The 13,073-nt window shown below is 70.4% G+C and carries 12 protein-coding genes and 1 tRNA gene; 9 read left to right on the top strand and 4 right to left on the bottom strand.

The window, feature by feature from the left end:
- Nucleotides 1-192 precede the first annotated feature (192 nt).
- The 5 genes from ACFWYS_RS08890 (at nucleotide 193) to ACFWYS_RS08870 (ending at nucleotide 4,209) form a co-directional block, all read left to right on the top strand.
- Nucleotides 193-651 carry a peroxiredoxin gene (locus ACFWYS_RS08890; protein WP_384765143.1) on the top strand — a complete coding sequence of 153 codons (459 nt, stop codon included), beginning with the start codon at nucleotides 193-195 and terminating at the stop codon, nucleotides 649-651.
- A 137-nt stretch (nucleotides 652-788) separates the two neighbouring features.
- Nucleotides 789-1,364 (top strand): TerD family protein, encoded by a 576-nt coding sequence (locus ACFWYS_RS08885; RefSeq protein ID WP_384765141.1) that lies wholly within the window; start codon nucleotides 789-791, stop codon nucleotides 1,362-1,364.
- Nucleotides 1,365-1,497: 133 nt separating this feature from the next.
- Nucleotides 1,498-2,073: a TerD family protein gene (locus ACFWYS_RS08880; RefSeq protein ID WP_384765139.1), complete on the top strand. Its 576-nt coding sequence runs from the start codon at nucleotides 1,498-1,500 to the stop codon at nucleotides 2,071-2,073.
- A 125-nt stretch (nucleotides 2,074-2,198) separates the two neighbouring features.
- Nucleotides 2,199-3,347, top strand: coding sequence for a DUF475 domain-containing protein (locus ACFWYS_RS08875; protein ID WP_384765138.1), 1,149 nt, complete (start codon nucleotides 2,199-2,201; stop codon nucleotides 3,345-3,347).
- A 124-nt stretch (nucleotides 3,348-3,471) separates the two neighbouring features.
- Nucleotides 3,472-4,209, top strand: coding sequence for a Tellurium resistance (locus tag ACFWYS_RS08870; RefSeq protein ID WP_384765136.1), 738 nt, complete (start codon nucleotides 3,472-3,474; stop codon nucleotides 4,207-4,209).
- An 86-nt stretch (nucleotides 4,210-4,295) separates the two neighbouring features.
- On the opposite strand, the gene ACFWYS_RS08865 is transcribed toward ACFWYS_RS08870, so the two are convergent.
- Entirely contained in the window at nucleotides 4,296-5,114 is an 819-nt protein-coding gene (locus ACFWYS_RS08865) for a TerD family protein (protein WP_384765134.1), read from the bottom strand.
- A gap of 188 nt (nucleotides 5,115-5,302) precedes the next feature.
- Between ACFWYS_RS08865 and ACFWYS_RS08860 the strand changes: the two genes are divergently transcribed.
- Genes ACFWYS_RS08860 through ACFWYS_RS08850 form a run of 3 tightly spaced genes read left to right on the top strand, consistent with a single transcriptional unit; the run spans nucleotide 5,303 to nucleotide 9,963 of the window.
- Nucleotides 5,303-6,478 carry an HpcH/HpaI aldolase/citrate lyase family protein gene (locus tag ACFWYS_RS08860; protein WP_384765133.1) on the top strand — a complete coding sequence of 392 codons (1,176 nt, stop codon included), beginning with the start codon at nucleotides 5,303-5,305 and terminating at the stop codon, nucleotides 6,476-6,478.
- 33 nt (nucleotides 6,479-6,511) lie between these two features.
- Nucleotides 6,512-9,145, top strand: coding sequence for a phosphoribosyltransferase (locus ACFWYS_RS08855; protein ID WP_384765131.1), 2,634 nt, complete (start codon nucleotides 6,512-6,514; stop codon nucleotides 9,143-9,145).
- A complete protein-coding gene (locus ACFWYS_RS08850) occupies nucleotides 9,145-9,963 on the top strand; it encodes an HAD family hydrolase (protein ID WP_384765129.1) in 819 nt (272 codons plus the stop codon). The genes ACFWYS_RS08855 and ACFWYS_RS08850 overlap by 1 nt, the downstream gene beginning before the upstream one ends.
- A gap of 81 nt (nucleotides 9,964-10,044) precedes the next feature.
- Here ACFWYS_RS08850 and ACFWYS_RS08845 read toward each other — a convergent pair whose 3' ends face one another.
- The 3 genes from ACFWYS_RS08845 to ACFWYS_RS08835 all read right to left on the bottom strand — a co-directional run bounded on the left by ACFWYS_RS08845 (nucleotide 10,045) and on the right by ACFWYS_RS08835 (nucleotide 12,625).
- The gene (locus ACFWYS_RS08845; protein ID WP_384765127.1) at nucleotides 10,045-10,269 is read right to left on the bottom strand and encodes a zinc ribbon domain-containing protein; all 225 of its coding nucleotides are present in this window, start codon (nucleotides 10,267-10,269) and stop codon (nucleotides 10,045-10,047) included.
- A gap of 18 nt (nucleotides 10,270-10,287) precedes the next feature.
- A complete protein-coding gene (locus ACFWYS_RS08840; protein WP_384765125.1) occupies nucleotides 10,288-11,757 on the bottom strand; it encodes a hypothetical protein in 1,470 nt (489 codons plus the stop codon).
- A 94-nt stretch (nucleotides 11,758-11,851) separates the two neighbouring features.
- A complete protein-coding gene (locus ACFWYS_RS08835; RefSeq protein ID WP_384765124.1) occupies nucleotides 11,852-12,625 on the bottom strand; it encodes a DUF4097 family beta strand repeat-containing protein in 774 nt (257 codons plus the stop codon).
- Between the two features lie 270 nt (nucleotides 12,626-12,895).
- On the opposite strand from ACFWYS_RS08835, the gene ACFWYS_RS08830 reads away from it, so the two are divergent.
- Nucleotides 12,896-12,967, top strand: a tRNA-Val gene (locus ACFWYS_RS08830).
- Nucleotides 12,968-13,073: the final 106 nt, after the last annotated feature.

The raw sequence follows: 13,073 nt of genomic DNA, 5'->3' as shown, positions 1-13,073 counted from the left end.
ATCTCCGGCGCCTCGGTGCGCGCGGCTCGCGGGCAGCCCCCCCTCCCCCCACCCACCAACACACCGGGGGGGGGGGGGGGGGGGGGGGGGGGGGGCGCCCCCCCCCCCCCCCCGGCCTCCTGCACGGGCCCCGGCGGTCGCTGCATAGGGTGGAACCCACCCGAACAGCCCCACCGAAGGGACATCCACGCGATGGCGATCCAGGTCGGCGAAAAGGCCCCCGACTTCGAGCTCAAGGACAACCACGGTGCGACCGTGAAGCTCTCCGGCTTCCGTGGTTCCAAGAACGTCGTCCTGCTCTTCTACCCCTTCGCCTTCACCGGCGTGTGCACCGGCGAGCTGTGCGAGGTGCGCGACAACCTGCCGCAGTTCTCCGACCGCGACACGCAGGTGCTCGCCGTCTCCAACGACTCCATCCACACCCTGCGTGTCTTCGCCGAGCAGGAGGGCCTTGAGTATCCGCTGCTCAGCGACTTCTGGCCGCACGGCGAGGTCAGCCGTGCCTACGGTGTCTTCGCCGAGGACAAGGGCTGCGCGGTGCGCGGCACCTTCGTCATCGACAAGGACGGCGTGGTCCGCTGGACCGTCGTCAACGCCCTGCCGGACGCGCGCGACCTGAGCGAGTACGTCAAGGCGCTCGACACCCTCTGATCCCGCTGGTGACGACACCTGTGATTCTTCGGCATCAAGGCCTGCGTGCCACGGGAACCCGTCACTAGGATCGACTCGTTGATCCGATATCAAACGCACGGCGGGGCTCCCCGCCCCTGGACACCAATGGAGGACTCGTGGGAGTCAGCCTCAGCAAGGGCGGCAACGTATCACTGAGCAAGGAGGCCCCGGGCCTCACTGCGGTCATCGTCGGTCTGGGGTGGGACGTCCGCACCACGACCGGCACCGACTTCGACCTCGACGCCAGCGCGCTGCTGCTGAACAACGCGGGCAAGGTCGCCAGCGACGCCAACTTCGTCTTCTTCAACAACCTCAAGAGCTCCGACGGCTCCGTCGAGCACACCGGTGACAACCTCACCGGTGAGGGCGAGGGCGACGACGAGCAGATCAAGGTCAACCTCGCGGGCGTCCCGGCCGACGTCGAGAAGATCGTCTTCCCGGTGTCGATCTACGACGCCGAGAACCGTCAGCAGTCCTTCGGCCAGGTGCGCAACGCGTTCATCCGCGTCGTGAACCAGGCCGGCGGCGCCGAGATCGCGCGCTACGACCTCAGCGAGGACGCGTCCACCGAGACCGCGATGGTCTTCGGCGAGCTGTACCGGCACGGCGCGGAGTGGAAGTTCCGCGCCATCGGCCAGGGCTACGCCTCGGGCCTGCGCGGCATCGCGCAGGACTTCGGAGTCAACGTCTGAGTTCGACAGAGTTCGACAACCCCGGCGTAGGAATCCAGGACGCCACCGACCGAGTCCGGCGCCGTACCGTTTGGGTGCGGCGCCGGATGCGCATGGACAACCAAAGAAGGATCACCAGGGGAGGACCAGCATCATGGGCGTCACGCTCGCCAAGGGAGGAAACGTCTCCCTGTCCAAGGCCGCGCCGAACCTCACTCAGGTGATGGTCGGGCTCGGCTGGGACGCGCGCTCCACCACCGGAGCCCCCTTCGACCTCGACGCCAGCGCCCTGATGTGCAACGGCGGGCGGGTTCTGGGCGATGAGTGGTTCGTCTTCTACAACCAGCTCAAGAGCCCGGACGGCTCCGTGGAGCACACCGGGGACAACCTCACCGGTGAGGGCGACGGCGACGACGAGTCGCTCCTGGTCGACCTCTCCAAGGTGCCGGCCAACTGCGACAAGATCGTCTTCCCCGTCTCCATCCATATGGCCGATGAGCGCGGCCAGACCTTCGGCCAGGTCAGTAACGCCTTCATCCGCGTGGTCAACCAGGCCGACGGCCAGGAACTCGCCCGCTACGACCTCAGCGAGGACGCCTCCACCGAGACCGCCATGATCTTCGGCGAGGTCTACCGCTACCAGGCAGAGTGGAAGTTCCGGGCGGTCGGGCAGGGGTACGCGTCCGGCCTCCGGGGCATCGCACTCGACTTCGGAGTCAACGTCTCATAAAGCGATATGAGCAAAAGTCGGGCCCCCGTGGGGTGGGGAGGGGGGCCGACTAGACTTCGGCTTCAAAAGTTCGTAAAGCCGAGTGCGGCGCGCGGGAGCCCCGTACACACAGGATTGGGTAGCCAGTGGTTCTGAAAACCTTCGGCTGGTCGTTCGCGGTCACCGCGCTCGGCCTGGTTGCAGCGGTCCTCTTCGGGGGGTGGACCGCCTTCGGTATCGTGGCGATCCTCTCCGTCCTTGAGATCTCGCTGTCGTTCGACAACGCGGTGGTCAACGCCGGGATCCTGAAGAAGATGAATGCCTTCTGGCAGAAGATCTTCCTCACCGTCGGCATCCTGATCGCCGTCTTCGGTATGCGACTGGTCTTCCCCGTCGTCATCGTCGCGATCAGCGCCCAGCTCGGGCCGATCGAGGCGGTCAACCTCGCCCTCAACGACCAGGACCGCTACCAGGAGCTCGTCACCGACGCCCACCCGGCGATCGCCGCGTTCGGTGGCATGTTCCTGCTGATGATCTTCCTGGACTTCATCTTCGAGGACCGCGACATCAAGTGGCTCGCCTGGCTGGAGCGCCCGCTGGCCAAGCTCGGCAAGGTCGACATGCTGTCGGTCTGCATCGCGCTGATCGTCCTGCTGATCTCGGCCATGACCTTCGCGGCCAACGCCCACCAGCACGGCGGCGCGCACGTCGACAAGGCGGAGACGGTCCTCCTCTCCGGTATCGCCGGTCTGATCACGTACATGATCGTGGGCGGACTCTCCGGCTACTTCGAGGACAAGCTCGAAGAGGAGGAGGAGCGCGAGCACGAGGCGGAGGAAGAGGCCGAGCGCAGCGGCAAGCCCCGCACGGCGGTCGCCATGGCCGGCAAGGCCGCGTTCTTCATGTTCCTCTACCTTGAGGTGCTGGACGCGTCCTTCTCCTTCGACGGTGTGATCGGCGCCTTCGCCATCACCAACGACATCGTCCTGATGGCGCTGGGCCTCGGTATCGGCGCGATGTACGTCCGTTCGCTGACCGTGTACCTGGTCCGCCAGGGCACCCTCGACGACTACGTCTACCTGGAGCACGGCGCGCACTACGCGATCGGCGCGCTCGCCATGATCCTGCTCGTCACCATCCAGTACGAGATCAACGAGATCATCACCGGCATGGTCGGTGTGGTCCTGATCGGCTGGTCCTTCTGGTCCTCGGTCCGCCGCAACCGCGCGCTCGCGGCGGCGGAGGGAAAAGCGGAGACCTCGGACGAGAAGACTGAGGTGTCGTCCGGGGTGTGACACCCCTGTGTGTGAGGAACGCTCTGTGCGGGGCGGCCGGGCCTCCGGCCGCCCCGCCGGTTTTTCCGAGTGACTGCGGATCTTTCGTGGTGACTGCGGTTCTTTCGTGGGACGTGGGGGCGGAATGGGCTTCTTGGACGGACTCTGGCGTGGCCGGGCGGTCGAGTTCGACTCGGGCAGCGCGTCATCGAACTCGATCGAGCTGACGAAGCGGCACGACCGGGTCTCGCTCACCAAACAGGGGGCGGCGACCGGGCATCTCCGGATCAACCTGACCTGGCGGATGCGCACGTCCGACATCGGGGGCCCGCAGCGGGAGAGCCTGCTGCGGCATCCGTTCAAGGCGCTCAAGCCGCCGGAGGTGCTCGGGCACAGCCAGAGCATGGTCAACGTCGACCTCGACCTCGGGGCGCTGTACGAACTGACCGACGGGACGAAGGGCGTCGTCCAGCCGCTGGGCGGGTTCCTCGGGGACGTCAACGCACCGCCGTACGTGAAGCTCAGCGGGGACGACCGGTTCGGGTCGGCGTCCGGCGAGACGATGTACGTCAACCTTGATCATCGGGAGAACATCAAGCGGCTGCTGGTCTTTGTGTACATCTATGACCAGACGCCGGCGTTCGACCGCACCCATGCGATCGTCACGCTGTATCCGAGCAACGGGCCGCGGATCGAGATAGGCCTCGACGAACGGCATCCGCAGGCCCGGTCCTGCGCGGTGGTGATGATCGAGAACGTCAAGGGCGAACTCTGGGTCCGGCGTGAGGTGAAGTTCGTCTACGGCTTCCAGGCCGAACTGGACCGGCTGTTCGGGTGGGGTCTGCAGTGGGGGCGCGGATACAAGACGAAGGCGGAGCGCTGACGCCGGGTCCTGGCCGGTGGTTGACCGCACCCGCGCGGCGGAGCCGCAGATCGACACAGCCCCGCGCCCCCGAAGGGGCGCTTCCGTCACCGTCCGATGAACTGCGGCCCTTGGGGCGGCAGGCGGAATTCCTCGTGCTGTACGGCTGTCACCGGGGGCGGGTAGCCGTAGCCCGCGTTGGCCATGGCCGGCTGGCTCGTCGGCTGGGGGTAGCCGTACGCGGGCTGCGTCGGCGGGGGCTGCTGCGGGTAGCCGTAGTCCGGCTGGGGCGGGACCGTCGTCGTCGGCTGTTCCGGTGGGAGGGGCTGGGAGAGCTCCGGCACCGGTGCCGGCTGAGCTGCCGCCGGCTCCGCCGCCGCCTCCGACTCGTCCACCGAGATGCCGAAGTCCGTGGCCAGGCCCCGGAGGCCGTCCGAGTAGCCCTCGCCGAGGGCGCGGAACTTCCAGCGCTCGCCGCGGCGGTAGAGCTCACCGCAGATCAGGGCGGTCTCCTGGCCCGTCTCGGGCTTGATGTCGAAGTAGGCCAGCGGATCGCCGTCGGCGGCCGTCGCGTCGTACAGCATGATGCGCAGGTCCCGTACGCGGTCGAAGGCGACGCCGTCCGCCGAAGCGACCAGAAGAATCTGGCCGACGCCGGGCTCGACACCGGCCAGATCTGTCTGGATGGTGTCGGTGAGGCCCTCGGCGCCCCGCTTCTTGCCGAGCCGCCAGACCTTCCCGGAGGGGTGCCGGGGCTGGTTGTAGAAGACGAAGTCCTCGTCGGAGCGCACCCGACCGTCGGGGCCGAGGAGCAGAGCCGAGGCATCGACATCCGGGACCCCCTGCCCGGGCGTCCAGCGCAGTACGGCGCGTACCGTCGTGGCTTCGAGCGGGACGTTCGACCCCTTCAACATCGCGTGCGTCATACGGTCATCCTGCCTTCTCCGTCCTGCTCACGACAACGCGGGGGTGCGACGGACCGTGCGCGCCTGTGTGCGTCCGCGTTACCAGAAATTCATGCCCTGCGGGAACCCCTGACATGGGTATCTACGTACTATTACCGGCCACCTGTGAACAGGTCACAGGTGACAATGAGTCACCACGGGGGAGCTCTATGCGTCATTTCGGGCACATCGCCCCGGAGGTGCGGCAGCGCCTCTTCCATCAGGAGCCGTGCGCGTTCAGCGCCGACTCCCCGGCCCGGCTGCTCTCCGTGGCCCTGGGCGCCACGCTCTACAGTCCGGCCACGCGGCCGCGGCTCGCCGACGACATCGTGAAACAGACCGGACGCGGCGTGGTCTCGATGGTGCTGTGCCTGGAGGACTCGATCGGCGACGAGGACGTGGCGCAGGGCGAGGAGAACCTCGTCCGGCAGTTCACCGACCTCGCGGAGCGGAACCGGGAGGGCGCCGCGGACCTGCCGCTGCTCTTCATCCGGGTCCGCACGCCCGAGCAGATCCCCGACCTCGTACGGCGCCTCGGGCCCGCCGTACGGCTGCTGTCCGGATTCGTACTGCCCAAGTTCACCGAAGAGCGCGGCATGCCCTTCCTGGAGGCCCTGGCGAGCTCCGAGGCGCACAGCGGGCGGCGGCTGTTCGCCATGCCGGTGCTGGAGTCGCCCCAGCTGCTCTACCGGGAGTCGCGGGTGGAGACCCTGGAGGGCATCTTCCGCGCCGTCGACAAGTACCGCGACAGGGTGCTGGCACTGCGCCTCGGCGTCACCGACTTCTGCTCGTCCTACGGGCTGCGCCGCGCCCCGGACATGACCGCGTACGACGTCCAGATCGTCGCCTCCGTCATCGCCGACGTGGTGAACATGCTGGGCAGAGCCGACGGCACCGGGTTCACGGTGACCGGACCGGTGTGGGAGTACTTCCGCGTGCAGGAACGTATGTTCAAGCCGCAGCTGCGCCGCAGCCCCTTCCTGGAGGGCCAGGCCGAGGAGCTGCGCGAGGCCCTCATCGAGCACGCCATGGACGGCCTGCTGCGCGAGATCACGATGGACCACGCCAACGGCCTGCTCGGCAAGACCTGCATCCACCCCTCCCATGTGCTGCCGGTGCACGCACTGTCCGTGGTCAGCCACGAGGAGTTCAGTGACGCCCAGGACATCCTGCGGCCGGAGCGCGGCGGCGGGGGTGTACTTCGGTCGCAGTACACGAACAAGATGAATGAGGTGAAGCCGCACCGCGCCTGGGCCGAGCGGACCCTGCTGCGGGCCGAGGTGTTCGGCGTGGCCAACGAGGACATCGGCTTCGTGGAACTGCTCGCCGCCGGAATCCCGGCCTGAACCGGCCGCACGGCCTCTATATCCAAGGGACGCATGAACAACGCAGTGAACGACGGGGTCTGGTCCGGCAGCTGGGTCGCCGAGCGGCTCGGGGTCCGGCTCGTGGGCGACGACGAGCTCACGGAGATGCTGGGGCTCGCCCTGCGCCGCAACCCCAAGCGGGCGCATCTGCTGGTCTCCAACGTGCTCGGCAAGCACGTACCGCAGTCACCGTCCGTGGTGTACGGCGCCGGGTTCGCCCTCGGCCGGCGCGTGCGGGAGCTCCTGGGCGCCGACGAGGCCGCCAGGGCGGTCGTCCTCGGCTACGCGGAGACGGCGACCGGGCTCGGCCACTCCGTCGCCGACGGCATCGGCCTCGCCCCGTATCTGCACTCCACGCGCCGTCCCGTCGCCGGGGTCGCCCGCGCGGGCGGCTTCGAGGAGTCCCACTCGCACGCGACGTCGCATCTGCTGCTGCCGGAGGATCCGGCGCTGCTGGTGGGAGACGGGCCGCTGGTCCTGGTCGACGACGAGTTCTCCACGGGGAACACGGTGCTGAACACGATCCGGGATCTCCATGAGCGGTATCCGCGGCGGCGGTATGTGGTGGTCGCGCTGGTGGACATGCGGTCGGCTGCGGATGCCGGGCGGCTGGAGGAGTTCGCGCGGGAGATCGGTGCGCGGGTGGATCTGGTGGCTGCTGCTTCGGGGACGGTGCGGCTGCCGGAGGGGGTGTTGGAGAAGGGGCAGGCGTTGGTGGCGCGGTATGAGGCGGAAAGTGCCGCGAGGGGTCGTGTGTCGTCTGCGGCGCCGTCAGGGCTGGTCGCGCAGTTCCCCGCGCCCCTGAAGCAGGGCGTTGCAGCGCCCTCGTCCGAGGAGGCGACGGAGAGCATCGAGGCCGACGTGCACGACCACCCCCTAGGGGCGCGGGGAACTGCGCGACCAGCCCCCACCGGCCCGCACCCGGACGACGAACCAACCGCCCCCCACGTCACCCGCGTAGACCTGTTCTGGCCCCAGGGCCTCCCCGACGGCGGCCGTCACGGCTTCACCCCCGCGCACCGGGCACGGCTGGAGAACGCCCTGCCCGCCATGGCCGCGCGGCTCGCCGAGGCGCTGCCCGAGAGCGCCCGGCGCGTGCATGTACTCGGCTTCGAAGAGCTGATGTACGCCCCCCTCCGCCTCGCCCGCGAGCTGGAGCAGAGCGCGGAAGGTGTCGAGGTCCGCTACTCCACCACCACCCGCTCACCCGTCCTCGCGGTCGACGACCCCGGCTACGCGATACGCACCCGCCTCGTCTTCCCGGCCCACGACGACCCGGCCGACGGCCCCGGCGAGCGCTACGCCTACAACGTCGCCGGCGCCGGCTTCGACGCCGTCATAGCCGTCGTCGACTCGACCGCCGACACCCCCGAACTGCACGCCCCCGAGGGCCTGCTGGCGCAGCTCGCCGCGCACGCCCCGCACGTTCTGCTGGCGGTCGTGCCGTCGTACGTCCCCGGCCCCCTGGCCATCCCCGAAAGGCCCTCCATGCTGCCCGAGCCCCTCCGCGGCCCCGCCTTCTCCTCGTACGCCCCCGAGGAGGTCGGCTGGCTGCTGCAGGACCTCTCGGACGTGACGCTGGAGGCCCCCACCGAGGAGCGCGAGGAGGCCATCCAGAGCGGCGGCGCGCACTACGCGGAGTCGCTGCCGGTGGAGTACCAGCCGAGCGAGCAGTACCAGGAGCTGTTCCAGGCGGCACTCGCGGAGTCGGCGGCGCGCCTCGCGCAGGCGGCCGGCGCGGTCACGGAGATCGTGCTCGCCGAACGCTCGCCCCGGCCGGTGCTGGTCTCGCTCGCCCGCGCGGGCACCCCCGTGGGCGTACTGATGCGCCGCTGGGCGCAGTTCCGGCACGGGCTCGAACTGCCGCACTACGCCGTGTCCATCGTGCGCGGCCGCGGCATCGACGCCAACGCGCTGCGCTATCTCGCCGCCCACCACGACCCGCGTGACGTCGTCTTCGTCGACGGCTGGACCGGCAAGGGCGCCATCACCCGCGAACTGACCGCGGCGATAGGGGAGTTCGAGGCGTCCGACGGCATCACCGGCTTCGACCCGGAGATCGCCGTACTGGCCGACCCGGGCTCCTGCGTACGGACGTACGGCACCCGCGACGACTACCTGATCCCGTCCGCGTGCCTCAACTCCACGGTCTCCGGCCTGATCTCCCGCACGGTCCTGCGCGCCGACCTGGTCGGCCCGCACGACTACCACGGCGCCAAGTTCTACCGCGAACTCGCCGGCGCCGATGTCTCCGTGGCCTTCCTGGACGCCGTCTCCGCACGCTTCCCGGAGGTCGTGGACGCCGTCGACGCGACGGCCAAGGAACTGCTGTCCGGCGACCGCGAGCCGACCTGGGAGGGCTGGGCCGCCGTCGAGCGCATCAGCGAGGAGTACGGCATCCACGACGTGAACCTCGTCAAGCCGGGCGTCGGCGAGACCACGCGGGTGCTGCTGCGCCGGGTGCCCTGGAAGATCCTGGCGCGGGCCGGGGCGGGCGCCGACCTGGACCATGTACGACTGCTGGCCGAACAGAGAGGGGTTCCGGTGGAAGAGGTGGCCGAACTGCCGTACACCTGCGTGGGGTTGATCCACCCCAAGTACACGCGGGGCGCGACGGGCGCCGACGGCCGGGCGGTGAACGTCTGATGCCGGTGCTGGTGGCGAGCGACCTCGACCGTACGCTGATCTACTCCGCCGCGGCCCTCGCGCTGACCATGCCGGACCCGCGGGCGCCCAGGCTGCTGTGCGTGGAGGTGCACGAGAGCAAGCCGCTGTCGTACATGACCGAGACGGCGGCCCAGCTGCTGACCGACCTCGGCGACGCGGCGGTCTTCGTGCCGACGACGACCCGGACCCGTAAGCAGTACCAGCGCATCAACCTGCCGGGCCCCGCGCCGAAGTACGCGATCTGCGCCAACGGCGGCCATCTGCTGGTCGACGGCGTCTCCGACCCCGACTGGAGCGCGCGGGTCGCGGCGCGGCTGGCCGAGCAGTGTGCGCCGCTGGCGGAGGTCCAGGACCACCTGATGGCGACGGCGTCCCCGGCGTGGGTACGCAAGCACCGCATCGCCGAGGACCTCTTCGCCTACCTGGTGGTGGAGCGTGAGCTGCTGCCCGAGGAGTGGGTGAAGGAACTCGCGGTGTGGGCGGAGAACCGGGGCTGGACGGTGTCGCTCCAGGGCCGCAAGATCTACGCCGTCCCCAAGCCGCTCACCAAGAGCGCCGCCATGCACGAGGTCGCCCGGCGCACCGGCGCGGACCTGACGCTGGCCGCGGGCGACTCCCTGCTGGACGCCGACCTGCTGCTGGCCGCCGACAGGGGCTGGCGCCCGGGCCACGGCGAGCTGGCGGACGACGACTGGACGGCCCCGGCGGTCAGTGCGCTGCCGGAGCGGGGGGTGCTGGCGGGGGAGCGGATCTTGCGGGAGTTCTTGAAGGCTGTCGCGCCCAAGAGCTCGGGCTGATCGGCCGCCGGGCGGCTGCGGGCGGTGTGTGGTTGATCGCGCAGTTCCCCGCGCCCCGCAGGGCGTCTCGGCTGCTGTCCGTCAGCCGCAGCAGCCTCCGCCGCAGCAGCCGCCCCCGCCCCCGCCACTGGCCCTGGGCGTGGGGGCCGGGGCCGACACCGTGCCGCCCACGGCCACCGTCGACAGGAGCTTGACCGTGTCGTCATGCCCGGCCGGGCAGCTCGCCGGGTCGGACGACTCCGCCATCGGCCGGCTCAGTTCAAACGTGTCGCCGCAACTGCGGCAGCGGTACTCGTAGCGAGGCATGCGCACAGGTTAGCTCCGTCAGTGCCCGCCGCCGCGCTCCTCACGGATCTGTGAGACGACCTCGGCCACCGTGTGCCGTACCGCTTCCGTCTCGGTCAGGAAGTGCCAGTAGTCCGGATGGCGGCCCTCCAGCGTGCCGATCGCCCGCTCCAGCCGGCCGACGGAGTCGTCCAGCGGGCGGGCGTGCCGCGGGTCGGGGGTGTTGCGCCCCGCCATGGCCAGCCGCTGGGCGTCCCGGATCGCGAAACGGGTCCGGTCGATCTCCTGCTGGGGATCCTTCTGCACGGCGTTCAGCCGCCGCAGCCGGTCACCGGCCGCCGACACCGACTCGTCCGTGCTGTTCAGCAGCGCCCGGACCGTCGACAGCAGCGCGGTGGCGTCCGGCCAGCGCTGCTCGTCGCGCGCGGCCTGGGCCTCCTTCAGCTTCAGCTCGGCCTGCCGTACGTGCTCCGCGGCACCGTCCGGGACGCCCTGCAGGTCCTGCCAGCAGGCCGCCGTGAACCGCCGCCGCAGCTCGCTCAGCACCGGCTCGACCTGCCCGGCACGGGTGGTGAGCGCCTGGGCGCGCGTCCGCAGCGAGACCAGCCGGTGGTCGATCTCGGCCGCCCGCTCCGGCAGCCGCTCGGCCTCCACCCGGACCGCTTCCGCCTCCCGCGCGACCCGCTCGGCACGCTCCAGCGTCTGCGGGACGCCATGCTGCCCGGCGCCCTGGTTGAGCTTGGTCAGCTCGGGCGCCAGGGCCGCCAGCCGCGCCGCGAGGTCGTCGGCCGTCAGCCCCGACCCTCGTACGGCGTCCAGGGCGTTCGAGGCGGCGAGCAGCCCTTGGCGGGCGCGCTCCACGGCCGGGGCGAGACGGGCCAGCTGGGTCTCCGCCTTGCCGAGCAGCGGCCCGAGCCCGTCGGCGAACCGGTCCAGCTCGCGCCTCATGGTGTCGAGGCCGTCCTTGGCCCTCGCCAGTTCCGTACGGGCGCGGGCGGCGGCCGAGGCCTCCAGGTCGTCACGGTCGAGGTCGTGGGCGTCGACGGCCTGGATGTACTGGCCGCTGGCCTCGTCGATACGCCGTCCGAGCGCCTCGAAGTCGGTGATCGCCCGGCGGGCGGCGGGGGAGTCGTCGACGGCCGCGATCGTCTCGATCGAGATCCGCAGATCCCGCTGGGCGGTGTCCAGCTCGTAGAACGCGGCCGCCGCCGCGTCCTTCGCGGCCTGCGCCTCGGCCCGCTGGCTCTCGGCCCGCCCCCCGAACCAGCGCCGGGTACCACCACCGGCGAAGGCGGCGGGGAGCACGGCGGGCAGGGCCAGGGCGGCGACGAGGGGGACGGCGATCAGGGCGAGGGTGTCACGGAGAGCGTGGCGGGACCGGGACCGGGACTGCGACCGAGGCCGGGACCGGGCGGCGGAACGCTCGGGCTGCTGGACCCCTGAGCGCGTCCGATGTCCCTGCACGCCCGGTACTGACGGCGAGTTCGGCTGCGGAGGTGTCGCCGTCACATCCCTCTCCCGTGCTGTCATTCACCCTTCCCGGTGTCATTCTCCCACCGGTTTAGGACGAACACACGGGCCGATTAGTTCGCGGTTCGCACCGTTAGTTCGCGGTTCGCACCGTGATTTGCCCGTCTCCGCTCTGCGCGGACACCACATGGGCGCTGGTGTCGTCCTTGGGCACCGACACGTCCACCGAGCCGTCGCCGGTCTCGGTCGTCACCCGGTACGTGGCCCGCGGCACCTCGATCGTCACCGAGCCGTCGCCGCTGCGGGTCTCCACCAGGTCCGGCACGGCGCCGAGTTCGAGCCGGACCGAGCCGTCACCGGTCTGCGCCTTCACCCGGCGCGAGGAGACGTCGGAGACATGCATGGAGCCGTCGCCGGTCTTCAGGTCCAGCGGACCGCTGGAGTCGGTGACCCGCACGGAGCCGTCCCCCGTACGAATGCTGAGCGGATCCTTGAACCCCTGGGCCCGCACGCTGCCGTCCCCGTCCTCGACCTGCACGGTGACGCCGCGCGGCACCTCGATACGGTGCTTGGCCGAGCAGTTGGTGATCATGCCGGAGCACTTCTCCCGCAGCACCAGCCGGTCGTCCTTCATCTCCCAGGTCACCTTGGGATCCGAGCCGATCGCGACGGACCCCTCGAACCACCGGGTGACCGCCACCGTCCCGGCCTTGTTCCCGTCGGCGGCGACGATCTCCAGCGCCGAGTCGTCGGAGTCCACGGTGAGTGTCCGTCCCTCCAGCGGGAAGGACCGGTGGTCGGGCTCCTTGTCGTCCCCGGCGTCGGCCCCGCAGGCGGCGACACCGGCGACGAGCATCACGACGACCGCGGCGACGGCGGCGGCGCGAGCGGGAACGGTACGGGCCATGACGATCTCCCCCTGAGACTTCCCCTGAGGCCGACCTCGGTGGCCCGGGACTTCAACGACTTCCTGCACGATCCCTCGACCGTACGGACGCCGGGCCCCCCGGGGGATCCGGGCTGCTCCCGGATCCATGGTGGGGATAACCCCAGGTGATCCCCGAGGTGATCCCCGAGGTGATCCCCGGACTTCCCGGCATCCCGGACAGCCCGGACAGCCCGGGATACGGGTTTGCGGGACATGGCCCCTGGCAAGGTAGGCTGTCGACTCGTTCTCGGGTGCGTAGCTCAGGGGTAGAGCGCCTGCCTTACAAGCAGGATGTCGGCGGTTCGAAACCGTCCGCGCCCACAGCGGAAGAGGTGCGCCCCCGCGGAGGGGCGGGGGGGGGGGGGGGAGTGAGGCGAGCGGCGCCCGCGCGAACTATCGCTCCGCGCCCCGCTCGGGCGCGGGTGGG

Source organism: Streptomyces sp. NPDC059010 (genome assembly GCF_042740355.1).
Classification (GTDB): Bacteria; Actinomycetota; Actinomycetes; order Streptomycetales; family Streptomycetaceae; genus Streptomyces.
The sequence above is the reverse complement of the archived record's forward strand: the minus strand, read 5'-3'. Positions and strand labels throughout refer to the sequence as shown.